Origin of the sequence: Sphingosinicella sp. BN140058 (assembly GCF_004135585.1) — a bacterium.
In the GTDB taxonomy this organism is placed as follows: Bacteria; Pseudomonadota; Alphaproteobacteria; order Sphingomonadales; family Sphingomonadaceae; genus Allosphingosinicella.
Window position 1 is genome coordinate 4,587,571 of the sequence record NZ_CP035501.1, and the last position, 15,691, is coordinate 4,603,261.

General features: G+C 67.7%; 14 protein-coding genes. 6 read left to right on the forward strand and 8 right to left on the reverse strand.

Annotated elements, in window-relative coordinates; all coding sequences use genetic code 11:
- Positions 1-409: 409 nt before the first annotated feature.
- Positions 410-1,666, reverse strand: a complete 1,257-nt coding sequence (locus tag ETR14_RS20725) for a DUF418 domain-containing protein (protein WP_129388363.1) — start codon at positions 1,664-1,666, stop codon at positions 410-412.
- 395 nt (positions 1,667-2,061) lie between these two features.
- On the reverse strand, positions 2,062-2,385 hold the full coding sequence (locus tag ETR14_RS20730; RefSeq protein ID WP_129388366.1) for an alkylphosphonate utilization protein: 324 nt from the start codon (positions 2,383-2,385) through the stop codon (positions 2,062-2,064).
- Between the two features lie 134 nt (positions 2,386-2,519).
- Here ETR14_RS20730 and ETR14_RS20735 point away from each other — a divergent pair, with 134 nt between their 5' ends.
- The 3 genes from ETR14_RS20735 (at position 2,520) to ETR14_RS20745 (ending at position 4,703) form a co-directional block, all read left to right on the forward strand.
- On the forward strand, positions 2,520-2,939 hold the full coding sequence (locus tag ETR14_RS20735) for a GFA family protein (protein WP_129388369.1): 420 nt from the start codon (positions 2,520-2,522) through the stop codon (positions 2,937-2,939).
- Positions 2,940-3,105: 166 nt separating this feature from the next.
- Complete coding sequence (locus ETR14_RS20740) at positions 3,106-4,308, forward strand: cyclopropane-fatty-acyl-phospholipid synthase family protein (protein ID WP_129392193.1); 1,203 nt, start codon at positions 3,106-3,108, stop codon at positions 4,306-4,308.
- A 62-nt stretch (positions 4,309-4,370) separates the two neighbouring features.
- Positions 4,371-4,703, forward strand: a complete 333-nt coding sequence (locus ETR14_RS20745) for a hypothetical protein (RefSeq protein WP_129388372.1) — start codon at positions 4,371-4,373, stop codon at positions 4,701-4,703.
- Positions 4,704-5,148: 445 nt separating this feature from the next.
- Here ETR14_RS20745 and hmgA read toward each other — a convergent pair whose 3' ends face one another.
- The 3 genes from hmgA to pgi all read right to left on the reverse strand — a co-directional run bounded on the left by hmgA (position 5,149) and on the right by pgi (position 9,735).
- Positions 5,149-6,450 (reverse strand): homogentisate 1,2-dioxygenase, encoded by a 1,302-nt coding sequence (gene hmgA, locus ETR14_RS20750; RefSeq protein WP_129388375.1) that lies wholly within the window; start codon positions 6,448-6,450, stop codon positions 5,149-5,151.
- Positions 6,451-6,842: 392 nt separating this feature from the next.
- Entirely contained in the window at positions 6,843-8,186 is a 1,344-nt protein-coding gene (gene gorA / locus ETR14_RS20755; RefSeq protein WP_129388378.1) for a glutathione-disulfide reductase, read from the reverse strand.
- Positions 8,187-8,241: 55 nt separating this feature from the next.
- Positions 8,242-9,735 carry a glucose-6-phosphate isomerase gene (gene pgi / locus ETR14_RS20760; RefSeq protein WP_129388381.1) on the reverse strand — a complete coding sequence of 498 codons (1,494 nt, stop codon included), beginning with the start codon at positions 9,733-9,735 and terminating at the stop codon, positions 8,242-8,244.
- A 132-nt stretch (positions 9,736-9,867) separates the two neighbouring features.
- Between pgi and lepB the strand changes: the two genes are divergently transcribed.
- From lepB to era, 3 genes are read left to right on the forward strand one after another with little or no spacing between them, the layout of a single operon-like run.
- Entirely contained in the window at positions 9,868-10,686 is an 819-nt protein-coding gene (gene lepB, locus ETR14_RS20765; protein ID WP_129388384.1) for a signal peptidase I, read from the forward strand.
- Positions 10,686-11,348 (forward strand): ribonuclease III, encoded by a 663-nt coding sequence (gene rnc, locus ETR14_RS29360; protein WP_129388387.1) that lies wholly within the window; start codon positions 10,686-10,688, stop codon positions 11,346-11,348. Before lepB ends, rnc begins: the two co-directional genes overlap by 1 nt.
- Positions 11,345-12,238 carry a GTPase Era gene (era, locus tag ETR14_RS20775; protein ID WP_243455610.1) on the forward strand — a complete coding sequence of 298 codons (894 nt, stop codon included), beginning with the start codon at positions 11,345-11,347 and terminating at the stop codon, positions 12,236-12,238. The genes rnc and era overlap by 4 nt, the downstream gene beginning before the upstream one ends.
- A 272-nt stretch (positions 12,239-12,510) precedes the next feature.
- On the opposite strand, the gene ETR14_RS20780 is transcribed toward era, so the two are convergent.
- The 3 genes from ETR14_RS20780 to katG form a co-directional block, all read right to left on the reverse strand.
- Positions 12,511-12,807: a type II toxin-antitoxin system RelE/ParE family toxin gene (locus ETR14_RS20780; RefSeq protein ID WP_165356554.1), complete on the reverse strand. Its 297-nt coding sequence runs from the start codon at positions 12,805-12,807 to the stop codon at positions 12,511-12,513.
- Between the two features lie 92 nt (positions 12,808-12,899).
- A complete protein-coding gene (locus tag ETR14_RS20785; protein WP_129388396.1) occupies positions 12,900-13,172 on the reverse strand; it encodes a type II toxin-antitoxin system ParD family antitoxin in 273 nt (90 codons plus the stop codon).
- Positions 13,173-13,318: 146 nt separating this feature from the next.
- Positions 13,319-15,556 carry a catalase/peroxidase HPI gene (gene katG / locus ETR14_RS20790; RefSeq protein ID WP_129388399.1) on the reverse strand — a complete coding sequence of 746 codons (2,238 nt, stop codon included), beginning with the start codon at positions 15,554-15,556 and terminating at the stop codon, positions 13,319-13,321.
- Between the last annotated feature and the right edge of the window lie 135 nt (positions 15,557-15,691).

Here is a 15,691-nt window from a genome sequence, read left to right on the forward strand (position 1 = left end):
GCGGGGCGGGAATCAAGGGGCGCAGGGGAGGATCAGCGTGGGGATGCGGCCGGGTTCGGGTCGTGTCCTCCAGTGGCGTCTGCGCTTTTTCCGGCCTGAGATCCTCGTTTGCACGAGGATGACGGGTAGGGGAGAAGGGCCAATGGAGGCGCGGACGGGCTAGGCTGGCTTTGGGGAGGATGGTTCGGGGGTGTTTGCGCGGCTCGGGGATTTAGCCGGAGACGCTTTGGCGGACGACGAGTCTGCCCCGCCCCTTCGCGCGAGACAGGCTGGACGCCCCGCGTCCAGCCTGAATGGTCTCACGCCCCCTGAAGGGGAGACTCAGCGGGGAACGCTTCAGCGGATGAGGAGTCTGCCCCGCCCCTGAGCGCGAGACCGGCTGGACGCCCCGCGTTCAGCCTGAATGGTCTCACGCCCCCTGAAGGGGAGGGGAGACGACGCGCGAGAGCCATTCGGCGGGCCCCTGGCGGAAGCGGGTGAGCCAGAGGTTGCTGAGGGTGGCGAGGGCGAGGAAGAGGGCGATCGACAAAGCGGAGAGGGCGGCGAGGTTGAAGCGATCGAGCTGGGCGAGGCCGTAGCCGTAGAAGAGCCAGCAGCCGAGCGCGCCGGAGACGAGGTAGTTGGTGAGGGTCATCCGCCCGGTTGCGGCGAGGAAGGCATGGATGCGGCCGGGGCGGGGGCGGCGGGTGAACAGCAAGGCGAAGGCGGCGAGGTAGCCGAAAGCGAGGATCGGCACGCCGACATAGGCGGCGGTCACCGCGGCGTGGGCGGCGCCGGTGCTGCGGATGCCGAGGAAGGGCAGGCTGTTGACCACGCTGAGCGCGAGGCCGAGCGGGAGCGCGGTCGCGGCGAGGCGGCGGAGGGTGCGGCGGTGGGCCTGCGGACCGGTGAGCAGGCCGCTGCGGACCGCATAGGCGCCGAGCAGGAACAGGCCGAGCACGCCGAGATCGTAGACGAGCATGTGACCGGTGGCGAGGCCGTGCTCGCGAAGGCCGACGGCGATGTTGCGGGCGACCGCGTCGGCGTAGGACGGGCTCGTATAGGCGGCGAGGCTGGCGGCGGCCTCGGTGGGCGGGCTGCTCTGGATCAGATTGGGGATCGGCGCGCCGGTGACCAGCTCGAAGGCGGAGGCGGCGAGCGGCGGCAGCAGGACGAGGGCGAGGCCGGCGCGGAGCAGGGTGTCGTGGGTCCAGTGCCGGGCGAAGATCAGCAGCAGGCCGAGGATCGCGTAGGTGACGAGAATGTCGCCCCAGAACAGGAAGATCTGGTTGACGACGCCGAAGCCGAGCAGAGCGAGCATGCGCCGGGCATAGAAAGCCGCGAAGGAGCCGCCGCGTGCTTCGCTGCGCAGCATGAGGATGGCGAAGCCGGCGCCGAACAGAAAGGCGAAGCAGGAGCGCGCCTTGCCCTGGAAGACGATGAGATCGAATGCGGCGGCGGCGATGTCGGCCGGGCCGGCCGCGGCGAAAGTGGCGCGGCCGTTCACCGCCATCACCATCGACCCGATGTTCATCACGATCACGCCGAGCAGGGCGAGCGCGCGGAGGGCGTCGATATGGGCGGCGCGACGGGCGGAGACCGTGGGTGCGTCGACGCGGTGGCCGGTGGCAGTTTGTGCGTCGACGCCTGCTGCGGCGGAGGGGAAATCTTGGGGGTGGTGGTTCATGCGCCGAATCTCCTTGTCGGCGCGGGGCTACAGGCCAAGCGTGTGAACCGGCGTGGTAAGCGGGCGGGCGGAGCGTGGAAAATGGGGGCGCTCGCCGTCGCAGCGCTTCGCGGCGGCGGCGAAGCCGAGGCGCCGCGGATTCGGTGCGTTTCGGGCCTGAGACCCAGCCATCGGGTCCCATCGAAATGGCATTTCGATGGGGCCCCTGCTGGGATGACGGGAGGGGGCGGCGCTCGATGGGTTCAAGAGGCCTGCGCCGCTTTTCGCGCGCGACAGGCTGGACGCCCCGCGTCCAGCCTGAACGGTCGCATGCCCCTGAAGGAGAAGCATCGCAGATGCCTATGCGAGTGAGGACTCTGCCCCGCCCCGAACCCCTCCCCTAAAGGGGAGGGGATTCAGCGTTTGCGGACGAATTCGGCGCGGAGGACGAGGCCCTTGATCGCGTCGTGGCGGCAGTCGATTTCCTGGGGATCGCCGGTGAGGCGGATGCTTTTGATCACGGTGCCGCGCTTCAAGGTCTGGCTGGTGCCCTTGACCTTCAGATCCTTGACGAGAGTCACGCTGTCGCCATCGGCAAGACGGTTGCCGACGGCGTCGCGCACCTCCACACCGCCCGCCGCGTCGGCAGCGCCCCTGTCATCCGCAGCACCCGCCTCGGCCGGGGCCGCGGCGATCCATTCGCCGGTGGCTTCGTCATAGAAATACTCTTCGTCGCGCATCCGTCTGTCCTTCCGTGCCGCGCGGCCGCGTCGGCGCGCCGGCGGAATTGGGGGAAAGCGCAGCCTCTGTCCATCCGGCTTCCGCCGGCCGTGCGCGCGTGCGATGGGACGGCCTAAGACGTGAAGAGGACGGGATGGACGCGCGGATCACCGGGGGCTGCTTGTGCGGGGCGGTGCGCTACGATGCCGCCGGGCCGATCGTCGCGGCGCGCGCCTGCTGGTGCCGGGTCTGCCAGTATCTCGCCTGCGGCAGCGCCTCGATCAACGTGATCGTGCCGACCGCGGACCTCAGGGTGGAAGGTGCGCTCTCCGACTATCGCAGCGTCGCCGACAGCGGCAGCCGAATGACGCGGCGCTTCTGCCCGAGCTGCGGCACCCACGTGTTCAGCGCGGCCGATACGCGGCCGAACCTCGTCGTGGTGCGCGCCGGCACGCTCGACGATCCGGCGCTCGGCGCACCCGCCGGCGTGATCTGGGCGAAGAGCGCGCCGGCCTGGGCCTGTTTCGACCCGGCGCTGCCGCGCGAGGACGGGCAGCCGGCGCCGGTCGGATAGCCTTCACCCTCCCACCGCTTCGCGGCGGGCCACTCCATGGGCGGCCGCCAAGGTCCCGCCCGGGGGGCGGAACCAGGCCGCCCTTCCCTAAACTGGGAGAGGGGCAAGGATTTCGCCGACGCATGTTATGCTGTTGGCGGAGGTGCGGATGGCGGGACGCTTGGCGATGCCGGTGCTGGCGCGGATCCTGCGGGGCATGATCCGTCAGGGCGCGCTCACGATCGTCGATGCGCGCGGACGGACCCACCGTTTCGGCACGGCGGCGGACGGGTGGCCCGAGGTGACGATGCGCTTCGCCGACGGGCGCATCGCGCGCGCGATCCTGCGCGATCCGGTGATGGGCGTGGGCGAGGCGTGGATGGACGGGCGGCTGATGCTGGAGCGCGGCACGATGCTCGATCTGCTCACCCTGGTGCGCGGCAACACGCCGTGGGAGGCGGGGCGGCGCTTCGGGCGGCGGCGGGCGCTCCGGCTCGACCGGGTCAATTGGGCGCGGCGGGCGCGGCGCAACGTCGCCCACCATTATGACCTCTCCGACCGATTGTACGAACTCTTCCTCGATCCGGACCTCACTTACAGCTGCGCTTATTTCCGCGAGCCCGAAGCGCGCCTCGAACGGGCGCAGGCGGACAAGATGGCGCATATCGCCGCCAAGCTCGCCCTGAAGCCGGGCATGCGGGTGCTCGACATCGGCTGCGGCTGGGGCGGGCTCGCACTCTATCTGCACCGCGTCGCCGGTGTCGACGTGACCGGCATCACTCTCTCCGAGCGCCAGCTGGCGATCGCACGGGCGCGGGCGGCGGCGGCGGCGGTGGGCGAGCGGGTGCGGTTCGAACTCCTCGATTACCGCGCGGTCGAGGGGCGGTTCGATCGGATCGTCTCGGTCGGCATGTTCGAGCATGTCGGGCCGCCTTGCTACCGGCGCTTCTTCGACACGTGCCGCACTTTGCTGGCCGAGGACGGGGTGATGCTGCTGCACACGATCGGCCTCTTCGGCAGCCCGGAACCGACCGATGCCTGGCTTCGCAAATACATCTTCCCCGGCGGCCACCTGCCGGCTTTGTCGGAGATCGTCCGGGCGAGCGAGGCGGCGCGGCTGATGGTCAGCGACGTCGAGACGCTGCGGCTCCATTATGCGCTGACCATCGAACACTGGCTGGCGCGCGCCGAGGCGCACCGGGCCGAGATCGAGGCGCTCTACGATACCCGCTTCTTCCGGATGTGGACCTTCTACCTCGCCGGCGCGATCGCGATGTTCCGCCACGGGGAACTCTGCAACTACCAGATCCAATATGTGGGCGACCGGCGGGCGCTGCCGATCACGCGCGACTACATGGCGGAGGCCGAGGCGGGGCTGCGGGGGCGGTGAGGCGTTGGCAGGTGCCGCCGAGCGGTGGTACACTCGAATGTCTCAGCGTCGGGAGAATGGACATGCGCATCGTGGTCGTCACCGCCCTCCTTCTGGCCACCGGCAGCGCCGCAGCGCCGCCAGGGGTTCCGGGTCCCGCGCCCGGCGCGCGAACCGAGCCCGGGCTGGTCAGCCCGGCTTGCCGTGATCCGTTCCGGGTGACGCCGGCGGACGGTCTCAAAACGCCGCCGTCGCAGCGGCTGGGCGAGCTTCCCGACGGCGACACATTGCTGGCGGTGCACCGAATGACGCCCGACGGCTGCCTCGATCCTCTGGTCATCCGCTATGGCGAGGGGCGCGGCCCGGTACGCGCAGCGCCCGAGCCGGTGCGGCCGGAGCCGCGTGTGTATCGCTGACGGGGCGGGTGGCGCGGCCGGAACGTTCACCCGGCGGGCGGAGCGCTCCGACGCTCGGCTGCGGCCCTCCTTCGACGTCGCTCAGGACAGGCCTTCGACGCCGCTCAGGACAGGCATCGAAGGACCTCAGCCGCACCCACCGCCAAATCCTCCCTGTTAGGGAGGGCAGAAAAGGAGGGGCGGGCAGCGCGGGAATGCAAGCGGTTTGTCGGCGGACCCCTCAACTGGTGCAGGCTCTGCCCCTCTCCCCGCGTGGGTACGCGGCTCAGCGCTCGGCGCTGAGCCCAGATGCGTGCCGCCTCCCATGAAGGGGAGAGGAGGGCTAGAGCGAGATGAGGTCGGCTAGGATTCGACTAAGCGGCACCCGTTCCAGAGTTTGCCCCTCTCCCTGCATGCGGCACGCGGCTCAGCGCCCCGCGCTGAGCCCAGATGCGTGCCGCATCCCCTAAAGGGGAGAGGGGGGAAGCTGGGCTTTTGGAAAGCCGCCCCAGGCCTGGTCGTAGTCGCGCTGGAGGGCGGGGGTGTCGAGGGCGAAGCGGGTGGGGCGGAAGGGCCAGCAGCTTTCGACCATGAACGCCATCGTGCCTTCGATCTTGTGCGGCTTGAGGTCCGCCTCCGACGCGCCGCGCCAGCTGGCGACGTCGGGGCCGTGGCCGGCCATAAGGTTGTGCAGCGACAAGGCGCCCGGCGCGAAGCCGTCCGCCTTGGCATCGTAGGCGCCGTGGATCAGGCCCATGCATTCGCTCATCACGTTCCGGTGGAACCAGGGCGGCCGGAACGTGTCCTCGGCAACCATCCAGCGCGGCGGGAAGATGACGAAATCGGCATTGGCGCGGCCCGGTGTTTCGGACGGGCTGGTGAGAACGGTGAAGATCGACGGATCGGGATGGTCGAAGCTGACCGTGCCGATCGTGTTGAAGCGGGAGAGATCATATTTCCACGGCGCGAGATTGCCGTGCCAGGCGACGACGTCGAGCGGGCTGTGATCGAGCGTGGTCGTCCACAGGCTGCCCATATGCTTCTGGACGAGCTCGATCTCGCCATCCTGGTCCTCGAAGGCGGCGACGGGGGTGAGGAAATCGCGCGGGTTGGCGAGGCCGTTGGAGCCGATCGGGCCGAGATCGGGCAGGCGGAACAGGGCGCCGTGGTTCTCGGCGACATAGCCGCGCGCCTGGCCGTCGGGGAGGCGGGCGCGGAAACGGACGCCGCGGGGGACCAAGGCGATCTCGCCGGGCGCGATGTCGAGGCGCCCCATTTCGGTGAGGAGGCTCAGCCGGCCTTCCTGTGGGATGAACAGCAATTCGCCGTCGGCGTCGAAGAAATAGCGGTCCATGTCGCGGGCGGCGCGGTAGATGTGAACGGCGACTCCGGAGAGATCGGCCGGATCCTTGTTGGCGACCATCGTCACCAGCGAGTCGAGCAGATCCTGCGGCTGCTCGGGCCAGTCGAGCGGGTTCCAGCGCAGGCGGTTGGGCGCGATCGGTTCGTCGGCGGTGCCGGGGGCGAAGAGGGCTGCGCCCTCGTAGCGGCGATAGGGCGGATGCTCGGCGGACGGGCGCAGGCGATAAAGCCAGGAGCGGCGGTTCTCGGCGCGCGGGGCGGTAAAGGCGGTGCCGGAGAGCTGCTCGGCATAGAGGCCGAAGGCGGGTTTCTGCGGCGAATTGCGCCCGACCGGCAAGGCGCCGGGCACCGCCTCGGAGGCGAAATGGTTGCCGAAGCCGCTCATGTAGCCGGGGTGACTGCTCATCGATCCTCTCGCTGCTCGCGCCGCCGTCCGTTGACGTGCGTCGGGACGCTCATAGCGGGCAGCGCGTGACGGGCGAAGCCCTAGCTTTCGGGAGCCATAGCATACGTCCTTTCGCGAAGGCTCGGTGTGGCAACCTGACCGTATCTTGACGCGAAGGACGCGAAGGGTGCGCGGGGTGGGGACAATGTGGCTTTCGCGTGCAAATGGGCAGTCAGGGGCGCGTGCTGGACCTTAGAGTTTCGGTTCCCTGCCGTCATCCTCGCGGAAGCGAGGATCTCGTGGAGAAAAGTCGCCGAGGCTTTCATGAACGGCGGCGCGTTTCCGTCCTGAGATCCCAGCTTTCGCTGGGATGACGAAATTAGGAGAAGGCTGGGCTGTGTCGGCACCCGCCCCTATTTCATCAGCACCAGTTCTTCGGCCATGGTCGGGTGGAGGGCGACGACCTCGTCGAACTGGCTCTTCTTCAGCTTCGCCTTGACTGCGATCGCGGCGGCCTGGAGGATTTCGGGGGCGTCGGGACCGATCATGTGGAGGCCGACGACCTCGTCGGTCTGGGCGTCGACGATCATCTTGTAGAGCGCGCGCTCGTTGCGGCCGGCGAGGACGTTCTTCATCGGGCGGAAATCGGCGGTGTAGGTCTTGATCGAGCCGATCTTGTTGCGCGCCTGCCCCTCGGTCAGGCCGACTCCGGCCATCGGCGGGTGGCTGAACACGGCCGAGGGGATATTCTCGTAATCGACCCGGGTCGGCTTGTTGCCGAACAATGTGTCGGCAAAGGCCTGGCCCTCGCGGATCGCGACCGGGGTGAGCTGGACCCGGTTGGTGACGTCGCCGACCGCGTAGATGCTGTCGACGGTCGAGCGATTGTCGGCATCGACGACGATCGCGCCATGATCGTCGAGCTTGACCCCGGCGCTCTCCAGGCCGAGCCCGTCGGTGTTGGGGCGGCGGCCGACGGCGAACATCAGGAGATCGGCTTCGACCGGCTCGCAATTGGTCATCTGGATGCGCAAGCTGCCGTCCTCCTGCTTCTCGACCTGCTCGAAGGCGGCGTGGAACTTGAATTCGATGCCCTTCATCATCGAGATGGTGAGCAGGCGATCGCGGATCGTCTCGTCATAGCCGCGCAGGATCACGTCGCTCCGATTGACCAGGGTGACGTGGGCGCCGAATTCGTGGAAGATGCCGGCGAATTCATTGGCGATGTAGCCGGCGCCGGCAATCACCACCCGTTTCGGCAACGCCTCCAGGTGAAAGGCGTCGTTGGAGGTGATGCCGTGCTCGGCGCCGGGGAAGTTCGGGATCACCGGGGTGGCGCCGACCGCGATCAGGATCGTCCTGGCGGTGACCGTGCGGCCGTCGGCCAGCGTCACCTGGTTGGGGCCGGAGACGGTGGCGCGCTGGCGCAGGATCTCGACCTTGTGGCGCTCGAGAGTCTCGGCATAAAGGCCGCCGATGCGGTCGACCTCGGCGAGGACGTTGTCGCGCAAGGTCGGCCAATGGAAATCGCATTTGGGCACGTCCCAGCCGAAGCGGCGGGCGTCGGCGAGATCCTCGGCGAAGTGGGCGCCGTAGACGAGCAGCTTCTTGGGGACGCAGCCCCGGATCACGCAGGTGCCGCCGACCTTGTGCTCCTCGGCGACGGCGACGCGCGCGCCATAAGCCGCGGAGACGCGCGCGGCGCGGACGCCGCCCGAGCCGGCGCCGATGACGAAGAGATCATAATCGTAGGTCATGTCATACAGCTCCGGCCGCGGGCGGCGTTGATCGGAATCGGGAATGCGTTTCGGCTCACTCGTCGAAGGCGCGGGCCATCAGCGCCTTGGTCGACGGATCGAAGCCGAGATCCTCGCCATTGTCGATCGCCTTGGCCATCGCCTTGCCGAGCTCGACACCGAACTGGTCGAACGGATTGATGCCGAGCAGCACCGCGTTCACGAAGGTGCGCTGCTCGTAGAAAGCGAGCAGGGCGCCGACGGTGAACGGATCGACGCGGTCGAGCAGGATCGTCGTCGACGGGCGGTCGCCGGGATAATTGCGGTGCGGATCGTCGCTGCCCTTGCCGGCCATCAGAGCCGCCCCTTGCGCGAAGCAGTTGATCAGCAGCTGGCGGTGATGCTCGTCGTCGAGCGCGTGGCCCGGCTCGACCGCGGCGACGAACTCGACCGGCACGAGATGGGTGCCCTGGTGGAGAAGCTGGAAGACGGCGTGCTGGGCATCGGTGCCGACCCCGCCCCAGGTGATCAGCGAGGTCTCGCGGCCCACGGGTGCGCCGTCGAGCGTCACCGACTTGCCGTTCGATTCCATTTCCAGCTGCTGGAGGTAGGAGGGGAGCAGGCGAAGGCGCTCGTCATAGGCGAAGACGGCGCGGGTCTGGGCCTTGCGGACGTTGGCGTAATAGCGGTCGTGGAAGGCGGCGAGGACGGGCGCGTTGCGGTGCAGCGGCGCGAGCCGGAAGTGGCGGTCCATCGCCGCCGCGCCTTCGAGCAATTGCTCGAACGCTTCCCAGCCGAGCGCGAGCGCGGCCGGAAAACCGATCGAGGACCAGAGCGAATAGCGGCCGCCGACCGTCTCGGAAAACGGCAGGATCCGGGTCTCGTCGACGCCGAACTCGACCGCCTTCTCCGGGGCGGCGGTGAGCGCGATCACCCGGCCGTAGGGATCGGACACGCCGCCTTGCTCCATCCAGGCGAGCGCCGAGCGGGTGTTGAGCAGGGTCTCCATGGTGGTGAAGGTCTTGGACGCGACGGCGATCACGGTCGCGTGCGGATCGAAGCCGGCGACCGCTTCCTCGAGCGCGCTGCCGTCGACGTTGGAGACGATCTTCGCCTCGTAACGGTCGGCATCGCGGCCCAAAGCGTCGATCAGGAAATCGGGCCCGAGCGCCGAGCCGCCGATGCCGATGTGGAGGATGTGCCGAATGGGGCCGAACGCGTCCGCCTCGATCGCATCGATCAGCGCGCGCATGCGGGCGTGGAACGAGGCCGACCGCGCGACGCTCTCCGGCGCGCCCTGGCCCCGCTCGGCGCTATGCTCGGCGGCGCGGCCCTCGGTCGGGTTGACCTCGGCGCCGAAAAACAGCGCTTCGCGGGCGCCGGCGAGATCCCGGGCTTCGGCGAGCCGCTCGAAGGCGGCGATCGCCTGAGTGGAGAGATGGGTCTTGGAGAAATCGAAGCGGATGCCGGCTTCCTCGAGCGTGAAACGCTGCAGGCGATCGTCCTCGGCAGCGAACAGCGCCTTCAGCGTCTTCGCTTCGAGCTGCTCCACGGACGTCCACGCACTCATAACTCGATCTCCCTTTTGGATACGCGGCGCCTATCTAGGAGCGAGGCAGGACGATGGATAGTGGGACGCGCGCGCCGCGACGGCGGCAATCGCGTCCTTGACCCGCCGGGTCGCCCAAGCGAAAGCGCCGCAATGGCGACCAAGTCCAAGTCAGCGAACGGGAAAAACGGCGGCGTCGGCGAGACCACCCGCTTTCTCCTGTTGCTGTTCCTCTTCGCATTGCTGCTGCGAACCTTCGTGGTGACTCCGTTCGTCATCCCGTCGGGATCGATGCTGCCGCGGGTGATGATCGGCGAATATCTGTTCGTGGCGAAATGGCCGTACGGCTTCTCACGCTACGCGCTGCCCTTCGTCGCCCCCGATCTCAAGGGGCGGTTTCTCGGCGGCGAGCCCGAGAGGGGCGACGTGATCGTCTTCCGCTATCCCGGCAGCGACGACGATTGGGTGAAGAGGCTGATCGGTCTGCCCGGCGACACCATTCAGATGCGCGCCGGCCAGGTGATTCTCAACGGCAAGGCGGTGCCGAAGGTGCGGATCGCCGATTATCTGATGGAGCGGACCCCCAACAGCCCTTGCCGCTACGTCGTCCAGCAGGCGGAGCTGCCGACCGTCACCGAGGACGGCAGGACCTATTGCCGCTATGTGCGCTACCGCGAGACGCTGCCGGGCGGCCGCTCCTACGAAGTGCTCGACCAGTGGCGCGGCGAGGGCGACGACACCGGCGTCTATACGGTGCCGCCCGGCCATTATTTCATGATGGGCGACAATCGCGACGACAGCGCCGACAGCCGCTACCCGCTGGCGCGCGAGGGGATCGGCTTCCTTCCGCGCGACAATCTGATCGGCCGGGCGCTGATCGTCTTCTTCTCGACCGACGGCAGCGCCTCGTGGGCAAAGCCGTGGACCTGGTTCACCGCCGCCCGCTGGGAGCGGATCGGAGGCACCTTCTGATGGAAAATGTGGCGCAATGGGTGAAACGGGTGCTCGGCCACGACGCCAGGGATCCGGCCTTGTTCGAGCGGGCGCTGACCCATTCGAGCCTCGGCGAGGACCATTATGAGCGACTCGAATTTCTCGGCGACCGGGTGCTCGGCCTGGCGATCGCGAGCTGGCTCTACGAACTGTTTCCGAACGAGCCGGAAGGCAAATTGTCGCGGCGGCTGAACGCCCTCGTCGACCGCGACAGCTGCGCCGAAGTGGCGCGCGAACTCGGCGTCGCCAGCCAGCTTCGCCTCGGCAAGCAGGCCCGCGAGGACGGCGCGTCCGAGAGCGAGAACGTGCTCGGCGACATCACCGAGAGCCTGATCGGCGCGCTCTATCTGGAGGCCGGCTACGAAAGTGCCGCGGCGTTCGTCCGCCGCGCCTGGGACGACAAGGTCAGCACCCGCGACAAGGCGCCCAAGCATCCCAAGTCGGCGCTGCAGGAATGGGCGGCGGCGAACAACCGCAAGCCGCCGGTCTACCAGCTCGCCGATCGCCAAGGGCCGCATCATGCGCCGACCTTCGTCGTCGAGGTCGAGATACGTGGCGTCGGAACCGCAAGCGCCGAAGGAACGTCCAAGCAGGAGGCGGAGAAGGCCGCCGCCGCGAAATTGATGGAGCAATTGAAGTGACCGAGAAATGCGGCGCGATCGCCGTGGTCGGCGCGCCCAATGCGGGCAAGTCGACCCTGGTGAATGCCCTGGTCGGCCAGAAGGTGGCGATCGTCAGCCCCAAGGCGCAGACCACGCGGGTCAGGATGATGGGCATCGCCATCCACGAGCAGAGCCAGATCCTGCTGCTCGACACGCCCGGGATCTTCGAGCCCAAGCGCCGGCTGGACCGAGCGATGGTCGCGGCCGCCTGGAACGGCGCCCAGGATGCCGATCTGATCGCCCTGGTGATCGATTCCGAGCGCGGCTTTTCCAAGCGGCTCGAAGAGATGCTCGAGCGCTTGAAGGAGCGGCGCGAGCCCAAATTCCTGGTGCTGAACAAGGTCGACGTGACCAAGAAGGAATCGTTGCTGGCGCTCGCGGCACAGCTCAACGAGCGGCTGGCGTTCGAGGAGATCTTCTTCGTCTCGGCGACCACCGGCGACGGCGTGCCGGCCCTGAAGGCGGCGCTGGCGTCACGGATGCCGGAGGGGCCGTGGCATTTCCCCGAGGACCAGGTGTCCGACGCCACCGACCGAATGCTCGCCGCCGAAGTCACCCGCGAGCAGCTCTACCTGCAGCTCCACGCCGAACTGCCCTATGAGAGCGCGATCGAGACCGAGAAGTTCGAGGAGCGCAAGGACGGATCGGCCGCGATCCACCAGCAGATCCTGGTCGCGCGCGACAGCCAGAAGGCGATCGTGCTCGGCAAGGGCGGCACCCGAATCCGCGCGATCGGCGAGGCCGCCCGCAAAGAGTTGTCGGAGCTGCTCGGCCGCAAGGTCCACCTCTTCCTCCACGTCAAGGTCCACCCCAAGTGGGAGGAGGATCGCGGCCTCTATCGCGAGATCGGGCTCGACTGGGTGGAGTGAGGGCGGGCCGTCGCGTCGCTCCGCGCCGGCGCCGAGGCCCTCACCCTCCCGCCGCTTCGCGGCGGCACCGGCGGGCCCTCACCCTCCCACCGCTTCGCGGCGGGCCCCTCCCTCTTCCCTGAAGGGAGAGGGAGAAAAGGCGGCTTCTAATGCCTCTTCCGTTCCGGGATGGGCGGCCTGACTCCGTCCTCCGGGGAACCTTGGCGGTCGTTTATGGGGGGCAAGTCGTCAGGCTCGGGAGGGTGACGGCGGTGGCGCGGTGGTGGCCGACCCTAGGCGAAGCCGGTGTCCGGATCCTGCCGGACGTGAAGGATCCGCACGACGAGGAACATGGCCTCTGTCTCGAGACCGAAGATGACATGTGAACCCGCTCGTAACTTGAGGAACAGCCTGCCGCCGACGTCCACTTGCGTAGCGGGGAACTCGCCACCTGCCAGTGCACGGCAGCGGTCCCGGATCGTGCTCACGTAACGTTGCGCCTGCTCGGCTCCCCATCGCCGGCTCGTATATGCCCAGATTCCTTCAATGTCCGCGCTGGCTTTGCGGGTGAATTCAAGCCGCCGCGCCACCAGAGCATGATCGTCGGAGGTGGAAGCGCGTCGCGCTTCCGACGATGACGTGGATCATGCTCTATCGTAGGGTTGAGACCAAGATTTACGTCTCAGGCTGGTACAGCCTGAGGCGATCTTGGTCTGGGGGTCTCGCTGGTCTTCTCCGCAAGCCACTCGTCGATGTCGAACTCTTCCGCGATTCCACTGTCCAAGCCGGCCTGGAGCTCAGCCCTCAGCGCCTGCATGCGGATCTGACGCTCCTCCAACAATCGGAGGCCGTCGCGGACGACCTCGCTCGCTGAACCGTAGTGACCCGCCTTCACCTGTTCCGCAATGAAGCGATCAAAGTGATCGCTGAGGCTTACCGACGTGTTCTTCGGCATAACGTCTCCGCAGGTTACCAATATTTGGTAGTGTAGGGCTGGCGGAAGTTAGTCTCAAGAGACGCGGCAAACCCGTCGCGTCGTTGCGCGGGTCAAGCAGCACTCCGGCGTGCGCACCCGAGGGGCGCACGCCGGGGCAAGGTTGATCAAACCGCCGCCGGTTCGGCGATTCCGATCGGTTCGACGCTGTCCGGATTTTGGGGCACGTCGAATCGATCGGCGTTCATCACCTTGGTCCAGGCGGCGACGAAGTCGCGGACGAACTTCTCCTCGTTGCCGCGCTCGGCATAAACTTCGGCGGTGGCGCGAAGCTGGCTGTTGGCGCCGAAGATGAGATCGGTGCGGGTGGCCCGCCACTTCTCCTGCCGGCCGCCCCGGTCGTAGCCGATAAACTCTTCGTCCGCCGACTCGTCGATCACCTGCCAGAAGGTGTCGTTGTCGAGCAGGTTGACGAAGAAGTCGTTGGTCAGCTGTCCCTTGCGCTGGGTGAACACGCCTTCCGGCGCATCCTTGTGGTTGGCGCCGAGGACGCGCAGACCGCCGAGCAGGACCGCCGCTTCAGGCACCGACAGGCCTAGCAGAGAGGCGCGGTCGATCAGCAGCTCTTCGGTGCGGACCGAATGCTTGGTCTTGAGGTAGTTGCGGAAGCCCTCGGCCACCGGCTCCATCACCGCGAAGCTGTCGGCATCGGTCCACTCCTGGGTCGCATCGCCGCGGCCGCCGGTAAACGGTACCTCGACCTGGAAGCCGGCATCGCGCGCCGCCTTCTCGACCGCCGCGGTGCCGGCGAGCACGATTGCGTCGGCGACGGAGAGCGACCCGCGCAGGTCGTCGATCGTGGCGAGGATGCGCGAAAGCTCTTCCGGCTCGTTGACCGCCCAGTCCTTCTGCGGCGCAAGGCGGATGCGGGCACCGTTGGCGCCGCCGCGATGATCGGAGCGGCGATAGGTCGAGGCGGAGGCCCAGGCGGTCTTGACCAGCTGGCCGACGCTGAAACCGGCGTCGAGGATCTTCGCCTTGAACGCCGCGACATCGGCATCGGACGGCTTGGTGCCGGCGGGCACCGGATCCTGCCAGATCAGATCCTCCTCCGGAACTTCGGGCCCGAGATAGCGGACCTTTGGTCCCATGTCGCGGTGGGTGAGCTTGAACCAGGCGCGAGCGAAGGCGTCCTTGAACGCTTCATGGTCGTTGCGGAACTTCTCCGAGATCTTGCGGAATTCCGGATCGACCTTCAGCGCCATGTCGGCCGTCGTCATCATCGTCGGCACGCGCTTGGACGGATCGTGCGCCGCCGGCGCCATGTCCTCGGGCTTCTGGTTGATCGGCTGCCACTGCTTGGCGCCGGCCGGGCTCCGCACCAGCTCATATTCATAGTCGAGCAGCAGCCGGAAGTAATTCTCGGACCACTCGGTGGGCGTGTTCACCCAGGCGCCCTCGATGCCGCTGGTGATGGTATGTTCGCCATAGCCGCTCTCGTGCGCGCTCGCCCAGCCCAGGCCTTGGAGCGTGATGTCGGCGGCTTCCGGCGCGGCGTCGACGAGGCTCGGATCGCCGGCACCGTGCGCCTTGCCGAAGGTATGGCCGCCGGCGGTCAGCGCCACCGTCTCCTCGTGGTTCATCGCCATCCGCTCGAACGTGATCTTGATGTCGCGGGCGGAGCCGAGCGGATCGGGATCGCCGCCGGGGCCTTCGGGATTGACGTAGATGAGACCCATCTGGATCGCAGCGAGCGGATGCTCAAGCTCCAGCTGCTCCTCGGGGATGATCCGGGTCTTGTTGTCCGGGTGGCCGACGAACTGCTCCTCGGAGCCCCAATAGATGTCCCGCTCGGCCTCGAACACGTCCTTGCGGCCGCCGCCGAAGCCGAACACCGGGCCGCCCATCGATTCGATGGCGACGTTGCCGGTGAGGATGAACAGGTCGGCCCAGCTGATATTCTTCCCGTATTTCTGCTTGATCGGCCACAACAGGCGCCGCGCCTTGTCGAGGTTGCCGTTGTCCGGCCAGCTGTTGAGCGGGGCGAAGCGCTGCTGGCCGCTATTCGCGCCGCCGCGTCCATCGGCGGTGCGGTAGGTGCCGGCGGCGTGCCAGGCCATGCGGATGAACAAGGGCCCGTAATGGCCGTAATCGGCCGGCCACCAGGATTTGCTGTCGGTCATCAGCGCGCGCAAATCCGCCTTGATCGCGTCGTAATCGAGCGCCTTGAAGGCCGAGGCATAATCGAAGTCGGCGCCCATCGGATCGGGCGAGAGCCCGCCCTGGTGAAGGATGTCGAGCGGCAGCTGCTCCGGCCACCAGTCGCGGTTCGTGCGGCCGAGCAGCGAGCGCACCGTCGTCGGTTTTCCGACCGGGCAGCCCATATCACCGGTTTTTGCGTCCATGTTCCTGCACCTCTCCTTGTGGGGTGACTCACGCTACACCGGGGAGGAGATCGGCCGAAATCGGTATTTCTGATTAGAGCGCGCAACTCCGTCGATTAGACCCGCACTCACCTTCCCATTCCTCGGGGTGAGTCC